14 protein-coding genes are annotated in these 15,590 nt (G+C 75.3%); 7 read left to right on the plus strand and 7 right to left on the minus strand.

Annotated features, from left to right (window positions below; genetic code table 11):
• Positions 1-109: 109 nt before the first annotated feature.
• Both AB0883_RS16445 and AB0883_RS16450 read left to right on the plus strand, forming a co-directional pair.
• A complete protein-coding gene (locus AB0883_RS16445) occupies positions 110-1,681 on the plus strand; it encodes an NYN domain-containing protein (protein ID WP_366641990.1) in 1,572 nt (523 codons plus the stop codon).
• A gap of 145 nt (positions 1,682-1,826) precedes the next feature.
• On the plus strand, positions 1,827-2,039 hold the full coding sequence (locus AB0883_RS16450) for a hypothetical protein (protein WP_366641991.1): 213 nt from the start codon (positions 1,827-1,829) through the stop codon (positions 2,037-2,039).
• Positions 2,040-2,150: 111 nt separating this feature from the next.
• Here AB0883_RS16450 and AB0883_RS16455 read toward each other — a convergent pair whose 3' ends face one another.
• Positions 2,151-2,996, minus strand: coding sequence for a DUF4097 family beta strand repeat-containing protein (locus AB0883_RS16455; protein WP_366641992.1), 846 nt, complete (start codon positions 2,994-2,996; stop codon positions 2,151-2,153).
• Positions 2,997-3,074: 78 nt separating this feature from the next.
• A complete protein-coding gene (locus AB0883_RS16460; RefSeq protein ID WP_366641993.1) occupies positions 3,075-3,590 on the minus strand; it encodes a hypothetical protein in 516 nt (171 codons plus the stop codon).
• Between the two features lie 249 nt (positions 3,591-3,839).
• Here AB0883_RS16460 and AB0883_RS16465 point away from each other — a divergent pair, with 249 nt between their 5' ends.
• Together AB0883_RS16465 and AB0883_RS16470 are read left to right on the plus strand one after the other, a co-directional pair.
• Entirely contained in the window at positions 3,840-5,099 is a 1,260-nt protein-coding gene (locus AB0883_RS16465; RefSeq protein WP_366641994.1) for a M48 family metallopeptidase, read from the plus strand.
• Positions 5,096-6,220 (plus strand): glycosyltransferase family 4 protein, encoded by a 1,125-nt coding sequence (locus AB0883_RS16470; protein WP_121400486.1) that lies wholly within the window; start codon positions 5,096-5,098, stop codon positions 6,218-6,220. The genes AB0883_RS16465 and AB0883_RS16470 overlap by 4 nt, the downstream gene beginning before the upstream one ends.
• A 43-nt stretch (positions 6,221-6,263) precedes the next feature.
• Here the strand turns inward: AB0883_RS16470 and AB0883_RS16475 are convergent, their stop codons facing one another.
• The 5 genes from AB0883_RS16475 to AB0883_RS16495 form a co-directional block, all read right to left on the minus strand.
• Positions 6,264-7,919, minus strand: a complete 1,656-nt coding sequence (locus AB0883_RS16475; RefSeq protein ID WP_366642245.1) for a bifunctional diguanylate cyclase/phosphodiesterase — start codon at positions 7,917-7,919, stop codon at positions 6,264-6,266.
• Between the two features lie 115 nt (positions 7,920-8,034).
• Positions 8,035-8,844 carry an SAM-dependent methyltransferase gene (locus AB0883_RS16480; RefSeq protein ID WP_366641995.1) on the minus strand — a complete coding sequence of 270 codons (810 nt, stop codon included), beginning with the start codon at positions 8,842-8,844 and terminating at the stop codon, positions 8,035-8,037.
• A gap of 194 nt (positions 8,845-9,038) precedes the next feature.
• Positions 9,039-9,707, minus strand: a complete 669-nt coding sequence (locus AB0883_RS16485) for a response regulator transcription factor (protein ID WP_007072219.1) — start codon at positions 9,705-9,707, stop codon at positions 9,039-9,041.
• 7 nt (positions 9,708-9,714) lie between these two features.
• Positions 9,715-11,409, minus strand: a complete 1,695-nt coding sequence (locus tag AB0883_RS16490; RefSeq protein ID WP_366641996.1) for a GAF domain-containing sensor histidine kinase — start codon at positions 11,407-11,409, stop codon at positions 9,715-9,717.
• Between the two features lie 14 nt (positions 11,410-11,423).
• Entirely contained in the window at positions 11,424-13,226 is a 1,803-nt protein-coding gene (locus AB0883_RS16495) for an AMP-dependent synthetase/ligase (protein WP_366641997.1), read from the minus strand.
• 192 nt (positions 13,227-13,418) lie between these two features.
• Here AB0883_RS16495 and AB0883_RS16500 point away from each other — a divergent pair, with 192 nt between their 5' ends.
• From AB0883_RS16500 to AB0883_RS16510, 3 genes are all read left to right on the plus strand, one after another.
• Positions 13,419-13,874 (plus strand): SRPBCC family protein, encoded by a 456-nt coding sequence (locus tag AB0883_RS16500; RefSeq protein ID WP_366641998.1) that lies wholly within the window; start codon positions 13,419-13,421, stop codon positions 13,872-13,874.
• Positions 13,875-13,905: 31 nt separating this feature from the next.
• On the plus strand, positions 13,906-14,562 hold the full coding sequence (locus AB0883_RS16505) for a hypothetical protein (RefSeq protein WP_366641999.1): 657 nt from the start codon (positions 13,906-13,908) through the stop codon (positions 14,560-14,562).
• Between the two features lie 76 nt (positions 14,563-14,638).
• Positions 14,639-15,586: an ROK family glucokinase gene (locus AB0883_RS16510; protein WP_366642000.1), complete on the plus strand. Its 948-nt coding sequence runs from the start codon at positions 14,639-14,641 to the stop codon at positions 15,584-15,586.
• The last annotated feature ends 4 nt before the right edge of the window (positions 15,587-15,590 follow it).

Consider the following 15,590-nt stretch of genomic DNA (forward strand, 5'->3'; position numbering starts at 1 on the left):
CCGGTCCGACACTCCCGTCCCAACGGCATCAGACGTCACCACCGGTCTAGGATGAGAGATCGGCTCACTCACCGGGCGGTGGGCCCGGTAGCGGTGGGAGACTTGCCACATGCCCCTCACCGAGCCGCACGACGACCACCTCCGGCAGGAGGATCCGGTCGACGCTGCGCGCGACGCCGGTGGGGGCGCCCCCGACGAGACCGCCCCGCCCGGGGCCGCGGCCGCCGGGCCGGAGGCGTACGGGCCTGAGGCGTACGGGCCTGAGGGGTCCGCGTCCGAGGCTGAGGCCTCCGGGCCTGAGGAGTTCGGGCCCGAGGTGTCCGAGCCTGCCGCTTCCGGGCCTGAGGTGTCCGAGGCCGAGGCGTCGGCGCCCGAGCCGGAGCCCGTGCTGCCCGAGCCGGTCCGGCAGCGCATCGTGGCGCTCACCGCGACGGTGCTGCCCGGGCTGCCCGCCGACGAGGTGCCGGTGCCGCTGCGCCGGGTCGCCAAGTTCGCCCCCAACCGGCGGGCGCGGCTCGGCGCCCCGGCCATCGCCGCCCAGCTCACCGCGGACCCGCTGTTCCGCCAGCGGATCACCGCCCGGGTCCTCGCCGACACCGGCGACCTGGGCGCCGCCGTGCTGGAGGGCACCGCGCCGGCCGCCGCCGACCCGGTCGAGGTGGCCGCGCTGGCCTACCTGGCCCGCCCCCGGGGCTGGCGGGAGCTGATCGAGGCCAGCGGCGCGGCGGTCCGCGCCGAGGCCGACAGCGCGGTGGTCGCCGAGCTGGTCCGCGAGGCCGAGCAGCGGGCCACCCGCGCCGAGCACGACCGGGCGGTGGCCCGGGTCGAGGCGGAGAAGCTCCGCGACGAGCTGGCCCGGGTCCGCGAGGAGCTCGGCCAGCTGCGCGAGGAGAGCCGGCAGCTGACCCGGTCGCTGCGCGAGACGCAGGCCCGCGAGCGCAAGGCCACCGAGCTGCTCGCCACCGAGCGGGGTCGGGCCACCCGCGCGGCGGCGGACGCCGACGCCGAGCTGCGGCGGGTCCGGGCCCGGCTGGCCGAGGCCGAGGCGGCGGCGGGGGTCGCCCGGGCCAGCGCCAAGGAGGCCCGCTCGGTCGACGACGCCCGGCTCTGGCTGCTGCTGGAGACCATCGGGCAGGCCGCGGTCGGGCTGCGCCGGGAGCTGGCGCTCGACCCGGTCGACAAGCTGCCCGCGGATTTCGTCGCCGACGCCTTCGCCGACCAGACCGCCGCCCCGGCGGCCGGTGCCGCGACGCGCGCCCGGGACACCGACGACCCGGCCCGCCTCGACCAGCTGCTCGCCCTGCCGAGGGCGCACCTCGTCGTCGACGGCTACAACGTGACCAAGCGCGGCTTCGGCGAGATGTCCCTGGAACAGCAGCGCAAGCGGTTGATCACCGGCCTGGGCGGGATCGCCGCGCAGACCGGCGACGAGGTCACGGTGGTCTTCGACGGCGCCGAACGGATGCACGGGCTGCCGCCGGCGCCGCGTGGCGTACGGGTGCTCTTCTCCCGCAAGGGGGAGACCGCCGACGAGCTGATCCGGCGCCTGGTCCGCGCCGAGCCGCCGGGACGGCCGGTGGTGGTGGTCTCCTCCGACCGCGAGGTCGCCGACGGTGTACGCCGGCACGGGGCGTACCCGCTCGGCGCCGACTCCCTGCTGCGCCGCCTGGCCCGCTCCTGATCCGGGGTGCTTGATCGCTTTCGGGCCGTCCGCGACTGCTTGTCCCTTTTCTGTCGAACCCCGCGCCTACCGTCGTGGTGACCGACGGTGCTCGGGTGGCGACGGTGACGCCGCGCCCGGTCGCCGCAGCGCATCAGGAGGCGAGATGCTCATCGACTGCGCGGGGTGCGGTATCCGGGGCAACGGCTGCGCCGACTGCCTGGTGACCGCCCTGCTCGACGATTCGTCCCCGGCCGCCGGGCTGGACGGCGCGGAGGCCCGGGCGATCGAGGTGTTCGCCCGAGCCGGGTTCGAGGTGGAGGTGCTGCCCGCGCCCCGGCCGGCCGGGCGGCCCACGAGACGCCGGCGCGTCGCGTGACGGGCCACGGCGACGCCCGCTCCCCGGGGCCGATGGCGCGGGGACGGGCGTCGGGGGATGACGGTCAGCGGGGGATGACGGTCAGCGGGACGGGATGGGGGACGGGGGCGGTCAGCAACGGCGGATCACGATGTCGCCGAAGGAGGTCCGGGCGGTCACCCGCACGGCGCCCTCGGGCTCGACGGGTGGTTCGTAAGCCTCCAGGTGGTTGTCCACGCGGCCGAACTGGGTGTGCAGGTCGAGCAGGGCGGCGGTGCCGGAGCGGACGCCGATGTCGAGCCCGCCGGTCGCGGTGCGGACCGACACCGTGCCCGCCGAGACCTCGCCGATCCGGATGTCGCCGTTGGCGGCCGTGACGGTGACCGGGCCGTGCGCGCGGTCCACGGTGGTCTCGCCGTTGGCGGTCTTCACCCGCACCTCGCCGGTGACCGTGCCGAGCCAGCTGTCGCCGTTGGAGTTCCTGACCACCGCGTCGCCGTCGACCTGCTGCACACGGATCCGGCCTGACCCGGTGCTGATCCGGGCCGGACCGGCCACGTGCTCGATGCGGACGCCGCCGGCGGAGGTGTCGAGGTCCACGTCGGCGGTGTGTTCCAGTCGGATGTCGCCGGTCGCGATCCGGACCCGGCAGCTGCCGAGCCGGCCGCTGCTGTGGAACGCCGCCACGGAGGCCTCGCCGTGCAGGTGCGAGCCGGTGGGCAACCCGATCGTCACGTCGACCGAGCCGGGCTTGCCGAACAGCCCGAACCCGCGCTGCCGGGGCGACCTGACCACGAGCCGGCCGTCGGCGTACTCCACCCGGGTCTGTTCGGCCGCCCGGACGTCGGCCTCGACGGCGGCGTTGCTCGGGCGGATCTCGACGCTCGTGTCGGTGCGGTCGGTGGCGGTGACCCGGACGTCACCGACGACGAGGTCGACGGTGGCCGAGATCGGAGCGGGGGTGTCGAATGTGGGCACGACGCAGTTCCCTTCTGACGGGTGGACGTCCCGGACCGGGACGGGTGGTGGGAGGGGCGACGCGGACCGGCGGGCGGCTCAGCGGGCCCAGCCGGTGTAGCGCTGCCCGCTGAACGGGGCGCGTCGCTGCGGGTGCCGGTCCGTCCCGCCGGACGACACGGCGGCCGTGGCCGCCCGGACCAGCCAGGCGTTGACCGAGAGGCCGTCGCGGGCGGCCGCCTCCTCGATGCGGCTCTTGAGGTTTTCGGAGAGGCGGAAGCTGATCCGCGAGGTGGCTCCCTCCTCGGCGTCCGCCGGCGGCGGGACGGCCGGCTCGGGGCCCCCGGCCTCGCCCTGGAACTCGGGGGCGGCCGGCGGGGGCGTCACGACGAAGCTCGGCTCCCGTCCGCGCAGGCGCAGCTCGACCGAGCCGGGCGCCAGGTCGCGGGTGATCTCGGCCGCCGCCGCGGTCAGCGCGTCCAGGAGCGCCAGCCGGAGCGCCGAGTCGAGCGGCCCCGCCAGTCGCTCGGCGAGTGCGCGGGCCTCGTCGCCGCCGAGTTCGGCGACGCCGGCGAGTTCCTGCCGGAGGTTGTCGACATACGACGTCAGGTCCATGACGCCACTATGGCATCAGCGTGACGTCATCGCAAACCATATTGACTTCGGATGGCGTCATTATGGCGATCTGTGACGCCAGGAGGGGTGGGCCGGCCGCCGGGGCCGCCGCGTGCCGGGCCGCCCGGGCGGGGGCGCGGCGGCCGTCGCGGCGGGCAATAGGATGGGCGGTCACGGCGGAGGGAGCGGGGGCATGACGCGCGTACGGATGCGTACTGCTCGCGGCGGCGCGGCGCCAGGACGGCCGCGGTGACCCCGCGCGGCTGGGCCCTGCTGACCCTCGCCGGGCTGACCCTCGCCCTCCTCGTCGCGGCGGCGCTGCTGATCCCCTGGCACCGGCCGCCGGCCCCCCGGGCCGACCAGCTCGCCGCGCTGGGCGACCTCCCCGCCGAGCAGGTGGCCCGCAGCCGGGAGTTCCGGTCCGCGCTGCGCCCCGCCGGCTGGGCCGCGATCGCGATCGGCCTGCTGGTGGCCCTGCTGCTCGGCCTGACCCCGCTCGGCAGCCGGCTCGTCGAACTGGCCGGGCGCCCGTTCGGCGACCACTGGGCCGCCCAGGCCGTCCTCGGCGGGCTCGCCGTGGTGCTCGTCGCCGACCTGGTGACCCTCCCGTTCGCCGCCTGGCGGCAGGCCGTGCTCACCCGCTACGGACTGAGCACCAACGGCTGGAGCGGCTGGACCGTCGACCTGCTCAAGTCGTACGCGGTCAGCGCGGTGATCGGCGCGGTGGCGCTGCTCGGCTTCTACACCGTCATCCGGCTGTCGCCGCGCTGGTGGTGGGCGTTCGGTGCGGCCGGTGCGGCGACCCTGGTGGTGCTGCTCTCCTTCGTGCTGCCGGTGCTCGTGGAGCCGGTCTTCAACCGGTTCACCCCGATGGAACAGGGCCCGCTGCGCACCCAGCTGATGCAGATGGCGGACCGCGACGGCGTCCCGGTGCGCGACGTGCTGGTCGCCGACGCCTCCCGCCGCACCCGGGCGGTCAACGCGTACGTCTCCGGGCTCGGGCCGACGCGGCGGGTGGTGGTCTACGACACGCTGCTGCGCGAGGCGACGCCGGCCGAGGTGACCGCCGTCGTGGCCCACGAGCTGGGGCACGCCAAGGACCGCGACGTCGCCGTCGGCACGCTGACCGGGGCGCTGGGCGCCGCCGCCGCGGTGGTCGCGCTCTACCTGCTCGGCTCCTCCGGCCCCCTGCTGCGGCTGGCCGGCGTCGACTCGGTCGCCCAGCCGCGCGCGTTCCCCCTGCTGGTCGCCCTGGTGACGGTGGCCGGGCTGGTCTCCGCGCCGGCGCAGGCGCTGATGTCGCGGCGGGTGGAGGCGCGCGCCGACGCGCACGCGCTCGCCCTGACCGGCGACCCGGCCGCGTTCGAGGCGATGCAGCGGCGGCTCGCCGGCATCAACCTCGCCGACCCCGATCCGCCACGCTGGGAGTACCTCTACTCCGCCACGCACCCGTCCACGGTCGAGCGGATGGCCGCCGCCCGCGCCCACGCCAGGGAGGCCGGCCGATGAGCCGTACGCTGTTGATCACCAACGACTTCCCGCCCCGTCCCGGCGGGATCCAGTCCTTCGTGCACAACCTCGCGGTGCGCCAGCCCGCCGGGTCGGTGGTCGTCTACGCCTCGACGTGGCGGGGCGCGGAGAAGTTCGACGCCGACCAGCCGTTCGAGGTGGTCCGGGACCGCACCCGGGTGCTGCTGCCCACGCCGCTCGTGGCCCGCCGGGCCGCCCGCCTGGCGCGCGCGTACGACTGCGACACGGTGTGGTTCGGCGCGGCGGCCCCCCTCGGGCTGCTCGCCGCGGGCCTGCGCCGCCGGACGGGCATCCGTCGGGCGGTGGCGCAGACCCACGGGCACGAGGTCGGCTGGGCCGCGCTGCCGGCCGCCCGGGCCGCGTTGCGGCGGATCGGGCGCGGCGTCGACGTGACGACCTACCTGGGCGAGTACACCCGGGTGCGGCTGGAGCGTGCGCTGCACGGGGTGACCGAGCTGCACCGGCTCGCCCCCGGGGTCGACGTGGACGCCTACCACCCGTCGGTCGACGGCGAACCGGTCCGACTCCGGCTCGGGCTGGCCGACCGTCCGGTGGTGGTCTGCGTGTCCCGGCTGGTGCCGCGCAAGGGACAGGACATGCTGATCCGGGCGATGCCCGAGATCCGTCGCCGGGTGCCCGACGCCGCGCTCCTCGTGGTCGGGGGCGGGCCCTACCGGGCCACGTTGGAGAAGCTGGCCCGCCAGACGGGCGTCGATCGCGACGTGGTCTTCACCGGCTCGGTGCCGTCGGCGGAACTGCCGGCCCACTACGCCGCCGGCGACGTCTACGCCATGCCCTGCCGCACCCGCAACCGGGGTCTCGACGTCGAGGGGCTCGGGATCGTCTACCTGGAGGCCTCCGCGACCGGCCTGCCGGTGGTCGCCGGCGACTCCGGCGGCGCGCCGGACGCGGTCCGCGAGGGCGAGACCGGTTTCGTGGTCCGTGGCCGGGACGTCGCCCAGCTCGCCGACCGGGTGGCCACGCTGCTCGCCGACCGGGACCTGGCCCGCCAGTTCGGCGCGGCCGGTCGCGCGTGGGTGGAGCGGGAGTGGCGCTGGGAGGCGCAGGCGCAGCGGATGGCCGCCCTGCTCGCCGGCTGACGCCCGCGCGCGGCCGTGGTGGTTTCCGCGGTGGGGTGGCCCGTCAGCGCAGGCGGGCCAGGACGCGCTCGGCGGAGTCCGGGCGGCCGAAGTGCCAGCCCTGGCCGGCGTCGCAGCCGATGGCCCGCAGCCGCTCGGCCTGCCCGGCGGTCTCCACGCCCTCGGCGGTGACGGTGAGGTCCAGCGCGTGGGCCAGCGAGACGAGCGAGGCGAGGATCCGCTCGTCGGCCCGGGCCTCCGGTGCCCGCAGCCCGGCCACGAACTGCCCGGCCACCTTCAGCTCGGTCACCGGCAGGTCCCGCAGGTACGCCAGGTTGCAGTAGCCGGTGCCGAAGTCGTCGATGGCGATCCGGACGCCCAGGTCGGCGAGCACCCGCAGCGCCCGGACCGGCTCCTCGGCGGTGCTCATCATGGTGCTCTCGGTGATCTCCAGCTGGAGCCGCTCCGGCGACAGCCCGGTGTGCCGCAGCAGCGCGCGCACCTCCTGGACGAGACCGGCGCGGCGCACCTGCCGTACGGCCAGGTTGACGCTGACGAACGGGGCGGGCCCGGTGCCGACGGCCCAGCTCTCGGCCTGCCGGCACGCCTCGGCCAGCACCCAGCCGCCGAGCGGGACGATCAGCCCGGTCTCCTCGGCCAGCCCGATGAAGCTGTCGGGCCGCAGGACACCCAGCTGCGGGTGCCGCCAGCGCACCAGGGCCTCCATGCCGAGCACCCGGCCGTCGCGCAGCGACGTCAGCGGCTGGAAGTCGAGGTAGAACTCGCCCCGCTCCAGGGCCGCGGGGATGGCCGCCGAGAGCGCGTAGCGGGCCAGGTCCTGGCGGTCCCGGTCCGCGTCGTAGAGCGCCCAGCGGTCGCCGCCGGCGGCCTTCGCCCAGTGCAGCGTGCTGTCGGCCGCCCGCATCAGGTCACCGGGGGAGGTGCCGGCGACCGCCCGCTCGACGATGCCGATGCTCGCCGAGACGCCCAGCTCGTGCCCGTCCACCAGCACCGGCTCGCGTACCGCCGCGAGTGCGGCTTCGGCCACGGCCACGGCGTCGTCGGTGCCGGTGGTGCCCTCGACCAGGACGACGAACTCGTCCCCGCCGAGCCGGGCGACCAGGTGCCCGTCGAGCGCCCGGCGGAGCCGGTCCGCCACGGCCACCAGCAGCCCGTCGCCGACCTGGTGCCCGTGCGAGTCGTTGACCACCTTGAACCGGTCGAGGTCGAGGAAGCAGACGCCGAGGCGCGCCGCGCCCCCGGTGGGTGAGTCGATGGCCGCGCGGAGGCGCTCCGTCAACAGCGTGCGGTTGGGCAGGTCGGTCAGCGGGTCGTGGGTGGCCTGGTGGCGGAAGCGCGCCTCGCTGCTGCGCAGCGCCCGCTCGGCCTCCGCCCGGGCGGTCATCGCGGCCCGGCGGATCGTCTCCTGCTCGTCCAGCGTCCGGTCCCGCAGCGCGCGGGCGTACCCGGTGGTCACGGCGGCCAGCAGCCGGGCCAGCCGGTCCTCGACCTCCTCCTCGACCAGCCCGAGGTCGCGGGCCAGCCGGAGCTGGACGACCTCGACCGTGCGGCCCAGTGCCTCGGCCGAGGCGATGTGGGCGGCCACCAGTTCGGTGCCCACCCGGTGCCCCACCCGCAGGTCGATCGGCTCGGCCAGCAGCGCCGCCGCGAGTTCCTCGGTGAGGCGTTGCAGCAGCGCCTCGAGCTGTGCCTGGGTCATCGGCAGGTAGCTGGTGCCGGAGACGGCCTTGGCCCACGCCCGGGCGAAGGTCCCCGGGCGGGACGGGTGCCCCACGGTGGTGCCGGTCGGGGCGACCGCGGTCGCCCCGGGCGGCTCACCCACCGAGTCGCCCGACGCCGCCGATGAAGGCCGCCCGCTCGGCGTCCTCGGCGCTGTCGGGGGACTCCGGGCGCCACTGCGGCACCCAGACCACGCCGGGGTCGACCAGCTCGAAGCCGTCGAAAAGGCCGGTCAGCTCGCCACGGCTGCGAATCCACAGCGGATTGTCGGTCCGCCGGTAGACCCGCTCGGCGTCGGCTCGCTCGTCGTCGCCACGGCCGTCGGCGCTGGCCTGCGAGAGCACCAGGTAGCTGCCCGGCGCCAGCGCCTCGCGCAGCGTCCGCAGCAGCTCGGCCGGCCGGTCGTCGTCCGGCACGAAGTGCAGCACCGCCACGATCATCACGGCGATCGGCTGGTCGAAGTCGAGCAGCCGGCGGACGTCGGGGTGGGCGACGATGCGCTCGGGATGGCGCAGGTCCTCCTGCACCACGACGGCGCGGTCGTTGCCCTCCAGGATCTCCCGGCTGTGGGCCACCGCCACCGGGTCCACGTCGACGTAGACCACGCGGGCGTCGGGGGCGTCGCGCTGGGCGATCTCGTGCACGTTGCCGACGGTCGGGATGCCCGAGCCGATGTCCAGGAACTGCCGGACGCCGGCGTCGAGGAGGAACTGCACCGCCCGGCGGAGGAACGCCCGGTTCGCCTGTGCCATCAGCGGGGCCTCCGGCACCGCCGCCACCATCGCCTGGGCCGCCGCCCGGTCGACCGCGAAGTTGTGCGAGCCGCCGAGGTAGTAGTCGTACATGCGGGCCACGCTGGGGCGTTCGATGTCGATCTCGTCGGGTGCCCAGTCCGGCCGCTGCATGCGCTCACCCCTCCTGTCGGCGTGCGGGACACCGTTGCCCGCGCCGGTATTCTGCCGGTTGGCCGCCCGGGAGACCATAGCGCGCCGGGAACCCTTCGACGCCGCCGTGCGAGGCGACGACGACGGGTCCGCGCCGCCCGTCGGCGGTCGCGGACCCGTCGGTGGTACGTCGTCGGGCTCCCGGCGGGAGCGGATCAGAACTTCGGGGCGTCCGGCGCCTCGAGCAGACCGAGCCGCAGCGCGGTCATCAGCGCCTGGGCCCGGTTGGCCGCGCCCAGCTTCTCGTAGAGCTTCGAGATGTGGGTCTTGGCGGTGGACTCGCTGACGAAGAGCTGCTTCGCGATGCCCGCCACGCTCATCCCGTCGGCGAGCAGCCGCAGCACCTGCCCCTCGCGGGGGGAGAGCTGCGGCCCGGACGGGGCCAGCCGGCGCTTCATCGCCTCGGCCAGGTCGGCGGCCGTGAAGGCGCTGGGGGAGGAGGCGGCGTGCCGGGCGGCGGCGACCACCTCGTCGGCGGGCGCGGTCTTTGGCACGAAGGCGCTGGCCCCGGCCTCCAGGGCGCCGAAGAGCTGGTCGTCGCCGGCGTACATGGTGAGCACGACGATGCCCATCGAGGCGCTCGACTTGCGCAGCGCCCGGGTGGCCTCCAGGCCGCTGCCGTCGGGCAGCCGCAGGTCCATGATCACCACGTCCGGCTGCAGCGCACCCGCCTGGCGTACCCCCTCCGCCGCCGTGGCGGCCTCCCCGACGACCTCGAACTGCCGGTCGCGCTCGAACGCGTGCCGCAGGCCCTTGCGGATCAGGTCGTGATCGTCGACAAGGAGGACCTTGGTACGGGTGGCCGGTGTCGGACTTGTGGTCATCCTCGGGTTACTCCCCTTCTACTGCCGCTGCGCTACCGCGCACGTTATCGCGCCGGGGCGAGGAGCCGAGCACCACCGCCACGGTCGTGCCGCTCGGTTGCCGCGGCCTGATCTCCAACCGGCCCCGGATACGTTCCGCCCTCTCGGCCATGATCGCAAGACCGTAGTGCCCGTCGGACCGCTGGTCAGCGATCCCCTGACCGTCATCCGACACTTCGATCTGCGCGTACGGCGGGTCGACCTCGCAGGTGACCCAGAGATTCGACGCGCCCGCGTGCTTGCGCGCGTTGGTGACCGCCTCCTGGGCGATGCGCAGCAACTCGGCCTCGGTGGCGGCGGGCAGCCGCGCGGTGGACTCGTCCAGGGACAGGTGCACCCGCAGCCCGCCGGAGGCGCCGACCGTGCGGGCGTACTCGGCGATCGCGGCGGCCAGGCCGCCGTGCCGGTCCACCTCGCTGCGCAGCTCGAATAGGCTCAGCCGCAGCTCGGTGATGACCCGGGTCACCTCGCCGCGTAGCGTGCGCAGCGCCTCGGCGGTCTCCTGCGGGTCCTCGTCGACGTACGCCAGGGCGTTGTCGATCCCGTAGCCGACCATCACCAGTTCCTGTGCCACCCCGTCGTGGATCTCCCGGGCCAGCCGCTGCCGTTCCTCGTTGGTGGCCAGCGAGCGGACCTCGTCGAAGAGCAGCGCCGCCTCCAGCCGCAGCGCGGCCGGGCGGGTCAGCCCGGTCACCCGGGACACCACGCCGGGCGGGTACGCCTGCGCCGCGTCCGCCTCCAGCACCACCAGCCCGACGGTGCGCACCCCGGCCACCAGCGGCACGATCAGGGCGGACACGTCGCCGCCGCGGTGCGACCGGGCCTGCGACCGGGCCGCGGTGTGCGGCTGCTGGCTGGCCCACGCGTCGGCGATGGCCGAGTCCGCGTCCAGCGTCGTCTCCCAGTCGACCCGTTCCACGCCCACCTGGGCGAGCACCACCAGCCGGCCGCCGCCGCTGGCCGACAGCACGGCCGCCCGGTCCGCCCGGGCCACCGTGCGCAGCTCCTCCAGCAGGTGCTCGGAGATGCCGCCCGGGTCCAGGGTGGCCCCGGGCAGCTGCCGGGCCACGGTGCGCAGCTGGGTGAGCAGCCGGGTCGCCTCGGCGTACGGCTGGGGCTTGCCCTCGTTGCGGACCTGCATGACCCGGTGCAGGCCGCTGGCGGCGGCGAGGCCGAGCCCGGCCAGGATCAGCCACTGGGCGCAGACCACCAGGTAGCCGAGCTGGCCGATCTGCCGCTCGCCGTCGGCCTCGGTGAGGGCACCCGCCACCAGCAGGGTGGCCGCGGCGACGGCCAGCAGGGCGACGCCCTCGCGGAACCGGCGGCGCAGCGCGGTGACGGTCACCGGCACCGCCAGGTAGGGCAGCACCGCCGAGGCGCCCAGCCCGCCGGCGTCCCCGCCGAGGGTGGCCACGGCGGCGACCTGGCTCGCGGCCAGCCCCAGCACCAGCACCTCGGCCAACCGGCTGAGCGGGCCGACCGGCCGGTGCTCGGGCGCCAGCAGGGCGGGCAGCCCGGCGACCGCCAGCAAGGCGATCCACCAGAGCTGGCCAGGGTCGTCCGTGGCGTACAGGGTCAGGACGGCGACGAGCGCCAGCATGACCACGCGCGCGGCGGCGGCGAGGGGATGCGGCTGGGGCCGGGAGGGCGTCGAGGCGGGCACGTGACGGATGGTAGTCAGCCCCGGTAGATGTCGGCGATCTCCGCCGCGTACGACTTGTGCACCACCTGCCGCTTGACCTTCAGCGACGGGGTCAGCTCGCCCGTCGCCTCGGTGAAGTCGCGGGGCAGAATCCGGAACACCTTGATCGCCTCGGCCTTGGAGACCGCCTGGTTCGCGGCGTCGACGGCGCCCTGGATCTCGGCGCGCAGTCCCTCGTGGTCGCGCAGCTTCTCGACGGGGGTGTCCTCGGGCAGGCCGGCCGAGGCGAGCCAGCGCGGCAGCGCCTCCTCGTCGAGGGTGACCAGCGCGGCGATGAACGGCGCGCGGTCACCGACCACCACGCACTGGCTGACCAGGGGGTGGGCCCGGACCTGGTCCTCCAGCACGGCCGGGGCGACGTTCTTGCCGCCCGCCGTCACGATGATCTCCTTCTTGCGGCCGGTGATGCTCAGGAAGCCGTCGTCGTCGAGCTGGCCCAGGTCGCCGGTGCGGAACCAGCCGTCCGCGCTGAGCGCCTCGGCGGTCGCCTCGTCGTTGCGCCAGTAGCCCTGGAAGATCAGATCGCCCGCGATCAGGATCTCGCCGTCGTCGTCGATCCGGATGGTGACCCCCGGCAGCGGCCGGCCGACCGAGCCGATCCGGGTGGCGTCGGGCAGGTTCGCGGCGGCGGCGGGGGACGTCTCGGTCAGGCCGTAGCCCTCGCACACGTTCACGCCGATGCCGCGGAAGAAGTGGCCCAGCCGCGCGCCGAGCGGGGCGCCGCCGGAGATGGCGTCCCGGCACCGGCCGCCGAGCGCCGCCCGCAGCTTGCGGTAGACCAGCTTGTCGAAGAGCGCGTGCTGGGCGCGCAGCGCCAGGCCGGGCCCGCCGGAGGTCTCCAGCGCCTCGCTGTACGCGATGGCGACCCGCTCCGCCCGGGCGAAGATCTTGCCCTTGCCGTCGGCCTCGGCCTTCTGCTTGGCCCCGTTGTAGACCTTCTCGAACACCCGGGGGACCGAGAGGACGAACGTGGGCTGGAACTCCTGGAGCTCGGCGACCAGGTTCTTGGGGTCGGCGCAGTGCCGCATGGTGGCCCGCGCCTGCACCACGCCGATCTGGATGAGCCGGGCGAAGGCGTGCGCCAGCGGGAGGAAGAGCAGGGTCGAGGCGCCCGGCCGGAACAGGTTCGGCAGCACCGGCACCGCGTTGGCGATGTCGGCGTACATGTTCCGGTGGGTCAGCACGCAGCCCTTGGGGCGGCCGGTGGTGCCGCTGGTGTAGATGATGGTGGCGAGGTCGTCGGCGCGGACGGCGGCCCGCCGCCGGTCGATCTCCGTCGGGTCGACCGCCCCGCCGGCCCGGACCAGCTCGTCCACGGCGTCGAGGTCGATCTGCCAGACGTGACGCAGGTCGGGCAGCCGGTCCCGGACGCCGGCGACCAGGGTGGCGTGGGCGTTGCTCTCCACCACGCAGGCCACCGCGCCGGAGTCGGACAGGATCCAGGCGGCCTGGTCGGCACTGGAGGTCTCGTAGATCGGCACGGTCACCGCGCCGGCCGCCCAGATCGCGTAGTCCAGCAGGGTCCACTCGTAGCGGGTGCGGCTCATCAGGCCGACCCGGTCGCCGGGCTGGACGCCGGCCGCGACCAGGCCCCTGGCCGCCGCGACGACCTCGTCGCGGAACTGCCGGCAGGTGACGTCGGACCAGGTGCCCCCCGCGCCGGTCGGGCGGACGAACTGGACCGTGTCCGGGGCGACCTCGGCGTTGTCCCAGACCGGGTCGGTGAGGTTGGCCGCGTCGCCGACGGTGACGATCGGCGGGACGGAGAACTCGCGCACCTGCACTCCCTCGTGCTCACTGGCCGGGCCGGCCGCCACCACGGGTCGGCTCTGTCGAAACCTACCCGCCCGGGTGAGCGGGGCGAAAAGGCAGGTCGCCCAGGCTGCCCGCGGGTCGCCGCCGGACGCTGCGATCCGGCGTGCCGGGGGCGGCGCGGCGTGGGCGCCGCCGGTGCCGGGTAGCCTCCCCCCATGGCGGACACCTCCACCCAGTCGATCATCATCGGCGCGTCACCGGATCGGGTGGCGGCGGTCATCTGCGACTTCCCGAGCTACCCCGAGTGGACCGAGGCGATGCGGCGGGTGGAGGTGATTGAGGAGTACGAGGACGGCTACGCCAGCCAGGTCCGCTTCACCATCGACGCCGGTGTGCTGGCCGACGAGTACGTGCTGGCCTACGAGTACGCCGAGGACCTCTCCCGGATCGAGTGGCACCTGGTGGCGCCCTCGAAGATGCAGAAGTTCCAGCGCGGCTCGTACGACCTGGACGGCAACCCGGACGGCAGCACGACGGTGACCTACACCCTGGAGGTCGAGCTCTCCGTGGGGATGCTCGGCATGTTCCGCCGCAAGGCCGAAAAAATGATCATGGATACCGCGTTGAAGCAGCTCAAGCGCCGGGTAGAAGCATCCGGTGCGGCGCAGTGACGCGTCCGGCGGCACGGTAGGGGAGCCGACCATGGGTGCAACGGATCCGGGTTCGGCCCGGGAAGAGGCCGAACGTCTGGTCGCCACGGCGCTGGCCGCCGCCCGGCTGGCCGCGGCCGGTGCGAAGGGTGGGCAGTGGGGTCCGCTCGGTGGGATCGTGTCGAGTGTCCTCGGTCACAGCGGCGGCCCGGGTGACTCGGCCGGGCAGCCCACGGGTGGTTTCGCCACCGGCGCGGCCGAATGCTGCGTCTGCCCGGTCTGTCGGGGCATCGCGGCCCTGCGCGACCCGAGCCCCGAATTCGCCGAGCGCCTCGCCACCGGCGCGGGCGACCTGGCCGCCGGTGTGGCCAGCCTGCTGCGCGCCTTCACCCCGCCCGAGCCCTCCGCCGACGCGCCCGCCGACGCCCCCGCCGGGCCGGCGGCCACCCCGGGGCCGGGTGGCGCGGACGACCACGTGTGGCGCGAGGCCACCCGTAGCGGGCATGATTCTCAGCCGGCACCGGAGCGGGACGTCTGGTCCGCCGCCACGCGGGCGGAGGACGAGACCGCCCCGGCCGCCGTACCGCCCGTCGACGTCGCCGGGCAGGCCGCCGCGGTGACCGTCCGGACGTCCGCCGACGGGCCCGTGGTCCCCACGTCCCGGGCACCGGGGGACGAGGGCGAGCAACCCCCGGGCGACGGGGCCTGACCAACGCACATCCCGACCACGCGCCGGCCGTCCGCCGGCGCCGGTGCGGGCAGCACAGCAGAGGGGAGTGGCAGCGGTGACGCTGACCATCGGAGTCGACGTCGGTGGCACGAAGGTGGCCGGTGGTGTCGTGGACGCCGCCGGCACGGTCCTCGTGCAGGCCCGACGGGACACCCCCGCCGACGACGTCGCCAAGACCCGTGACGTCATCACCGAACTGGTCCGCGAACTGGCCGCCGGGCACGCGATCGAGGCGGTCGGCATCGGCGCGGCCGGCTGGATCGACGCCAGCCGCTCGACCGTGCTGTTCGCCCCGAACCTGGCGTGGCGGGACGAGCCGCTGCGCGACTACGTCAGCGCCGCCACCGGCCTGCCGGTGATCGTGGAGAACGACGGCAACGTGGCGGCCTGGGCGGAGTTCCGCCACGGCGCGGCCCGCGACGCCGACGACTCGATGGTCATGTTCACCATCGGCACCGGCGTCGGCGGCGGCATCGTGCTCAACGGGGAACTGCTGCGGGGCGCCAACGGCATCGCCGCCGAGCTGGGCCACATGCTGACGGTGCCGGACGGCCACCAGTGCGGCTGCGGCCGGCTCGGCTGCATCGAGCAGTACGCCAGCGGCAGCGCCCTGGTGCGCTTCGCCCGCGCCGCCGCCCGGCAGGAGCCGCACCGCGCCACCGGCCTGCTGGAACTGGCCGACGGCGAGGCCGAGGCGGTCACCGGACCCATGGTCACCGCAGCCGCGCAGGCCGGCGACCCGGTCTCCACCGAGGCGTTCGCGCAGGTCGGCCGGTGGCTGGGCACCAGCCTCGCCGACATGGCGCAGATCCTCGACCCGCAGGTGCTCGTCGTCGGCGGCGGCGTGATCGACGCCGGGGACCTGCTGCTCGGCCCGACCCGCCGGTCGTTCGCCGACGCCCTGGCCCAGCGCAGCCGCCTTCCGGTCGCCGAGATCCGCCCGGCCGAGCTGGGCAACACCGCCGGCGTCATCGGCGCCGCCGACCTGGCCCGCCGGATCTGAGGCG

This window comes from Micromonospora sp. NPDC047812 (genome assembly GCF_040704175.1).
Classification (GTDB): domain Bacteria; phylum Actinomycetota; class Actinomycetes; order Mycobacteriales; family Micromonosporaceae; genus Micromonospora.

What these genes read in the sequence shown, in the direction of transcription:
- AB0883_RS16475 (WP_366642245.1), bottom strand. Translation starts at nt 7,919, where the DNA reads ATGACCCAGGCACAGCTCGAGGCGCTGCTGCAACGCCTCACCGAGGAA.
- AB0883_RS16450 (WP_366641991.1), top strand. Translation starts at nt 1,827, where the DNA reads ATGCTCATCGACTGCGCGGGGTGCGGTATCCGGGGCAACGGCTGCGCC.
- AB0883_RS16445 (WP_366641990.1), top strand. Translation starts at nt 110, where the DNA reads ATGCCCCTCACCGAGCCGCACGACGACCACCTCCGGCAGGAGGATCCG.
- AB0883_RS16485 (WP_007072219.1), bottom strand. Translation starts at nt 9,707, where the DNA reads ATGACCACAAGTCCGACACCGGCCACCCGTACCAAGGTCCTCCTTGTC.
- AB0883_RS16500 (WP_366641998.1), top strand. Translation starts at nt 13,419, where the DNA reads ATGGCGGACACCTCCACCCAGTCGATCATCATCGGCGCGTCACCGGAT.
- AB0883_RS16470 (WP_121400486.1), top strand. Translation starts at nt 5,096, where the DNA reads ATGAGCCGTACGCTGTTGATCACCAACGACTTCCCGCCCCGTCCCGGC.
- AB0883_RS16505 (WP_366641999.1), top strand. Translation starts at nt 13,906, where the DNA reads ATGGGTGCAACGGATCCGGGTTCGGCCCGGGAAGAGGCCGAACGTCTG.
- AB0883_RS16480 (WP_366641995.1), bottom strand. Translation starts at nt 8,844, where the DNA reads ATGCAGCGGCCGGACTGGGCACCCGACGAGATCGACATCGAACGCCCC.
- AB0883_RS16460 (WP_366641993.1), bottom strand. Translation starts at nt 3,590, where the DNA reads ATGGACCTGACGTCGTATGTCGACAACCTCCGGCAGGAACTCGCCGGC.